This is a genomic window from Deltaproteobacteria bacterium, assembly GCA_016874775.1.
Taxonomy (GTDB): Bacteria; Desulfobacterota; Binatia; order Bin18; family Bin18; genus VGTJ01.
In genome coordinates this window covers 1-5,755 of the sequence record VGTJ01000258.1, presented here as the reverse complement: position 1 = coordinate 5,755, position 5,755 = coordinate 1, and the positions used below count along the sequence as shown (strand labels likewise).

At 53.2% G+C, this 5,755-nt stretch carries 5 protein-coding genes; 3 read left to right on the top strand and 2 right to left on the bottom strand.

Going from position 1 to position 5,755, the window contains the following annotated elements; translation table 11 throughout:
• Window positions 1–255: 255 nt before the first annotated feature.
• The 3 genes from FJ147_26635 to FJ147_26625 all read left to right on the top strand — a co-directional run bounded on the left by FJ147_26635 (window position 256) and on the right by FJ147_26625 (window position 4,902).
• A complete protein-coding gene (locus tag FJ147_26635; GenBank protein ID MBM4259463.1) occupies window positions 256–1,368 on the top strand; it encodes a DUF1800 domain-containing protein in 1,113 nt (370 codons plus the stop codon).
• Window positions 1,369–1,372: 4 nt separating this feature from the next.
• Window positions 1,373–2,755: a DUF1501 domain-containing protein gene (locus FJ147_26630; GenBank protein MBM4259462.1), complete on the top strand. Its 1,383-nt coding sequence runs from the start codon at window positions 1,373–1,375 to the stop codon at window positions 2,753–2,755.
• Between the two features lie 455 nt (window positions 2,756–3,210).
• Window positions 3,211–4,902 (top strand): amidohydrolase family protein, encoded by a 1,692-nt coding sequence (locus FJ147_26625; protein MBM4259461.1) that lies wholly within the window; start codon window positions 3,211–3,213, stop codon window positions 4,900–4,902.
• Between the two features lie 85 nt (window positions 4,903–4,987).
• Here the strand turns inward: FJ147_26625 and FJ147_26620 are convergent, their stop codons facing one another.
• Together FJ147_26620 and FJ147_26615 are read right to left on the bottom strand one after the other, a co-directional pair.
• The gene (locus FJ147_26620; GenBank protein ID MBM4259460.1) at window positions 4,988–5,317 is read right to left on the bottom strand and encodes an EthD family reductase; all 330 of its coding nucleotides are present in this window, start codon (window positions 5,315–5,317) and stop codon (window positions 4,988–4,990) included.
• Window positions 5,318–5,689, bottom strand: coding sequence for a GGDEF domain-containing protein (locus FJ147_26615; protein ID MBM4259459.1), 372 nt, complete (start codon window positions 5,687–5,689; stop codon window positions 5,318–5,320).
• Window positions 5,690–5,755 lie beyond the last annotated feature (66 nt).

The window sequence follows — 5,755 nt, the reverse complement described above, 5'->3', positions numbered from 1 at the left end:
GCGCTTGGAGGTGGTGCGCCGTTCGGCAGACGCCAAAGGCTTTACCGTGTTGCCCCGCCGCTGGGTGGTGGAGCGGTCCTTCGGTTGGCTGGGGCGCTAGCGGCGCTTGTGTCGGGACTTCGAACATACCACCGTTTCCAGTGACGCTATGGTGTACTTGGCCAGTATCCGGCGCACGCTGCGGATGGTGACGACGGAAAATACGAATTAAAAAACACTTTCTTAGATCGTCATGCCTTTGGCAATTTCCGTGAGTTGCTCACCGACATGACGCTTAATCCTGGCATGGGCAAATATCTCGATATGGCAGGCAACCGTGCCGAAGCACCGAACGAAAACTATGCCCGTGAACTTCTCCAGCTTTTTTCCATCGGTCTCTATGAACTCAACCCAGACGGCACCCAGAAGCTCGATGCCCACAGGAGACCTATTCCCGCCTACAGTGAAGATACAGTCTCAGCATTCAGTCGTGCATTCACAGGCTGGACGCTTGCTCCTCCTCCACAACCAGAGATTGTCAATTACTTTGAGCCAATGCGGCCTGCTGGACCCCGTGCACATGACCAAGAGACGAAGCAGCTTCTCAATGGCGTCGTTTTGCCAGCAGGTCAAAATGCCCAAACAGATCTTCAGCACGCCCTCGACAACGTTTTTCAACATCCAAATGTCGCCCCATTTATCAGCAAGAATCTCATACAACACTTAGTGACAAGCAATCCCTCGCCAGCTTACGTTGGTCGCGTAGCAGCCGTCTTTGCGGGCACCAAGGGTGACATGAAGTCTATCGTCCGCGCGATTCTGCTCGATCCGGACGCACGTGAAAGCACTGGAAGTGATACACAAAGCGGGCATTTGCGTGAACCGGTATTGTGGATCACCAATCTCCTTCGGGCGTTTCGCACGACCGAAGCCACGACCGACTTTGTTCTTGGTGAACAGTTTCTTCCCCACAGTCTTCACATGAGTCAGAACCTCTTTGACTCACCTTCGGTGTTTAACTTCTTCCCACCAGGGTATGTCATTCCTGGCGAGAACATCAAAGGGCCAGAGTTTGCTATTTACTCTACTTCGACGGCCCTGGCACGGACGAATTTCGCTTATGCTGTCGTGTATCAGACGATGCCGACAAACGCGTTTCGACCGAAAGGCACGTGGCTCGATCTGTCCCCATTTGAACCACTCGCTACTGATCTCCCGCGACTCATGGAAACGCTGAACCTCTTGCTGCTACACGGCACCATGTCTGCGCAGATGCAGAGCGTCATTGAGACTGCAGTGTCAGAAATTCCAGTGGCGAATCGTCTGGGCCGTGTGCGAGAGGCGGTGTACCTTATCGTCACCTCTCCCCAATATCTGATTGCGAGGTAACCCCATGCATCAAACACGTCGTGCGTTTCTTCGGACTCTTGCCTGTGGCGCTATCGGTAGCGCTGCAGTGGTAAGCGGAACAGCGCGTTTGTTCCAAGCACAGGCATTAGCCGCTTCTGGTGCCCCCACCGACTATAAAGCGCTGGTCTGCGTATTCTTGTTCGGCGGCAACGATTCGAACAATACCGTCGTCCCTCTTGACGATTATGTCGGCTACGCCGCAGTACGGGGTGAACTTGCCTTACCCCAAGCCTCGCTCTTACCGATCAAGCCACCGAGTGATGGACGCAATTTCGGTCTGCATCCAAGCCTCACACGACTGCATGAATTGTGGCAACAAGGCAAAGTCGGAGTCATTGCCAATGTCGGGACACTTATCGAACCACTGACACGCGATGCGTACCACGCACATCCAGAACTCCGCCCGGTACAACTCTTCTCTCACCCAGATCAACAACGAGGCTGGCAAACTGCCTTTGCCACTGGCCCCATCAGCAGCGGATGGGGTGGGCGCGTTGCAGACGTATATCAGACCTCTCACACTGTGTTTCCGACAACGACGTCTATTGATCGCCTCTCGCTCTTTGCCACTGGTAACGCAACGAGTCCACTGGTAGTGCCATCCGCACCAACTCCACTCAATCAAACCTTAGTCCTGAAACATAAAGGAGACACCGCTGACGGCAGTGCGTTACGCACCTTACTCGACCTTGCTAGCAGCGAGGGCTCGCCCACACTGGTGCGCGCAGCCGCACCGATCAATGCCCGAGCGATTGAGAACAGCCTTGCCCTTAATGTTGACCCAACCATCAACACCCAGTTTCCTGACACAAGCCTCGCCAATGCCCTCAAACAGGCCGCAAAACTCATCGCCTTTGGCCGATCGATCAATCTATCGCGCCAGATCTTTTTCTGCTCGCTGGGTGGGTTCGATACTCATGGGAACCAGGGGCGAGAAACGGGGACCCAAGCGACACTGCTTCAAACAGTGAGTGATGCAATGGGTGCGTTTTATGATGCAACGGTCGAGTTGGGCGTCGCGTCGCAGGTCACGACATTCACGATGTCCGATTTTAGTCGCACATTCAAATCTGCAGGGTCAGGAGCTGGTGTTGGCAGCGATCACGCCTGGGGCAGTCATCAGTTTGTCATGGGCGATAGCGTCAAAGGCGGGGATTTCTACGGTCGCTTTCCGACGCTGGCGCTCAATAGCCCAGATGACATAGACGAAGGTCCTACTGCCCGGGGCCGATGGATTCCCACGATGTCGGTTGATCAATTCGGTGCGACTCTTGCGACGTGGTTTGGCGTGTCGACGAGTGACCTAGCTCACGTATTCCCGCATATCGGGAAATTCGACACGGTGAACCTCGGGTTCATGTTGTAAAGACAAAGTAGTCAGCATTCAGTAGTCAGTAGGGCAAGTCACTAAAAATGCAGAATGAAGAGTAAGCACAAAGTTTCCTTGTCTTCAATTCTTCATTTTGCATTTGCCTCACCATGCTGGCTACTCGTTCCCACTTCCCCATTTATCCCCTCCCTATGGCTTTCCCCCTACTGCCGAAAGCCTATCCACCTTTCCCTTGCGTTTCCCTGGTGCAAAGGAGTAAATAAGAAGACAAATCTCAGCAGAAGGGATGCTATGCAGACGACGGACACCTTTATAGAAGATTTACGTGTCTACATGAAGAAAGAAGATGAAAAGCCACTTCTTGGGCCGAGCTTCTATACAGCGGTTCTCGAAGGAACAATGTAAAATGAAGAAGGAACAAGCAGATCGTCTTTATAGTTTTTCATTTTTCATTCTCCATTCTTCATTTGTCTGAGTTAGGAGGGGTAACCATGTATGATTTAATTATTGAGAATGCTCGGATTGTTGACGGTACTGGCAAGCCGAGTTTTTATGGCAATGTCGCGGTAAAAGATGGCATGATCGCTGCGGTTGGCAAAGGCAACGGTGAAGCCGCAACCAAGAAGATCAATGCCGATGGTTTGGTGCTGTCACCTGGGTTTATCGATCCCCATACCCACTATGACGCACAGGTCGCGTGGGACCCGTTGCTCACCTCATCGTCATGGCACGGTATTACAACCGTCGTCATGGGGAACTGTGGCGTGGGCGTCGCACCAGTCCGCCCCAAAACCCGCGATATCGTCATGTGGGATCTCGTGAACGTCGAAGCCATTCCCTTCGATGTCATGCAACGCGGTATCAACTGGCAATGGGAAACACATGCTGAGTACCTTGATGCATTGCAGAAGGCCGGTCTAGGAATTAACGTTGCCTCGTTAGCTGCACTGACGCCGCTTCGTCACTACGTGATCGGTGAGGAGTCATTCGATCGCGCTGCCAACGAAAAAGAGATCGCCGATATGCAACGCGTCTTTCGCGATGCCATTCGTGCTGGTGCGTTTGGCCTCACGAGCACGATCCTCAACAACCATATTGGCTACGAAGGCCGCCCGCTTGCCTGCCGACAAGCGAGTCGCGCTGAACTCTCAGCCCTGTGCCAGGTACTGCGGGAAGAAGGTCGTGGCACGATTGAAATCGCGCTGACTGGCACGAACGTTGGCCAAGTCTCCGATGATGAATATGATCTGTTGAAATTTCTGGTTGATGAAAGCCAACGACCAGTGACATTCCTGGCATTGTTCAATAAGCCCGGCAAGCCGGATTCGTATTTGAATGCGGTTGAAAAAGTGAAACCGATTTTGGGCTGGAACAAAGCTGTACCACAGGTCACTTGTCGTCCGCTGCGTGTCCAGTTCAACATGAAGAATCCGTTCATCTTCGCTATTTTCTCGACATGGCATCAAGTCTTCAACAAGCCAGTTGAAGAGCAGATGAAAATCTACGGTGACCCAGAATTCCGCAAGGCGTTCCGCGAAGAGATGGATCGGCGACGCATTTTTGCTGGTCAGTGGGGGCGCATGACTATCATCGATGGCAAGAGTCCAGAAATTCAGGCGCATGTCCAGAGCAAGAAGACCGTCGCGCAGATTGCCCGTGATCAGGGCAAAGAGCCGATGGAAGCGTTCCTCGATCTCGCCATTGCCGATAAGCTCGAACTGCTCTTCGACCTGCAAGCATTCAATTTCGAGCCAGAAGGCGTCAAGAATCTTGTTAGCGACCCACGCTTCTTGATTGGTCTCTCTGATGGTGGTGCGCATGTCGACATGTTGTGTGACGTTGGTTACGCGACCTACTTGCTGGGACGCTGGGTGCGTGAAAACCAGGTGCTCTCATTAGAAGAAGGCGTGCGTCGTCTCACGTCCGTGCCAGCCGATCTCTTCGGTATCCCCAAGCGAGGTCGCATTGCACAGGGGCTTGCTGCAGATCTCACACTGTTTGATCCTGCAACAGTTGACGCCAAAGACCCAGAGTATGTGTGGGATCTCCCTGGCGGTGGCAAACGCTTTATCGCCAAGTCCACCGGCATCAAGACGACAATCGTCGGTGGCCAGGTACTCTACCAGGATGATCAGTATCAGGGTGGATTGCCAGGGAAAGTGCTGCGTAGTTACGACGCGTAAAAATTAGTCATCAGTAGTCAGCATTCAGTAGTCAGTAGAGAAGCTCAGGAAGCTATGCTGGCTACTGACTACTGGCTACTGACTACTACTTCCCGCCTTCGACAATAATATTTTCCCGTGTGAACAGAATCGCCATTTGGCTGGAGTGGTTGGTTGCGCTCTGGCGAGCGGTCTGCCCTTCTTGCAGGGTAAAGACACGCTCCAGGTCTTCTTTGGTCTCAAACCACACTTCGGCCATACCATCGAATGGTTGGTCGGCGGTGGTTGCCAGATTGACGACATGCCGCTTGAGTCCTGGGAAGCGTTTCACATAGGTCGTGTGTTCCTTTAACCACCAATTGTGAAAATCTTCGAGGCTCATGCCCTCAGGCCGCTTCAACAAACCGATGAGCTTGTACATCGTCTCCCCCTGCATTCACATATTCGAAGCTTTTGCGAGTGGCGTATAGATTTCGACACGATCCCGGCCATTGCGCTTGGCTGCATAGAGCGCTTGGTCCGCTTGTTCGAGAATTTCTTCTAACGACTGCGGTCGGTCGTGATCCATACTTGACGCGCCGAAACTGACTGTCACGTGTACCGAGCCAGAGGGCTGCTTGAACATCAGACTGCGAACCGCAGCGCCTAATCGCTCGGCAACCTTATGCGCTTCGTTGAGTTCCGTTTCTGGCAAGAGAATGGCGAACTCTTCACCGCCATGCCGCGCACAGAGGTCACTCGTCCGACAATAAGCTACCACGGCCAGAGGCCGTGGTATTAAGAAGGCCCCTCCGAAGGGGCCGAGCACATTCCGAAGCCCCCGCTGGGGGCGGTAACTCTTAGGAAGGCCCCGCTGGGGCCTCTATACGGTTAC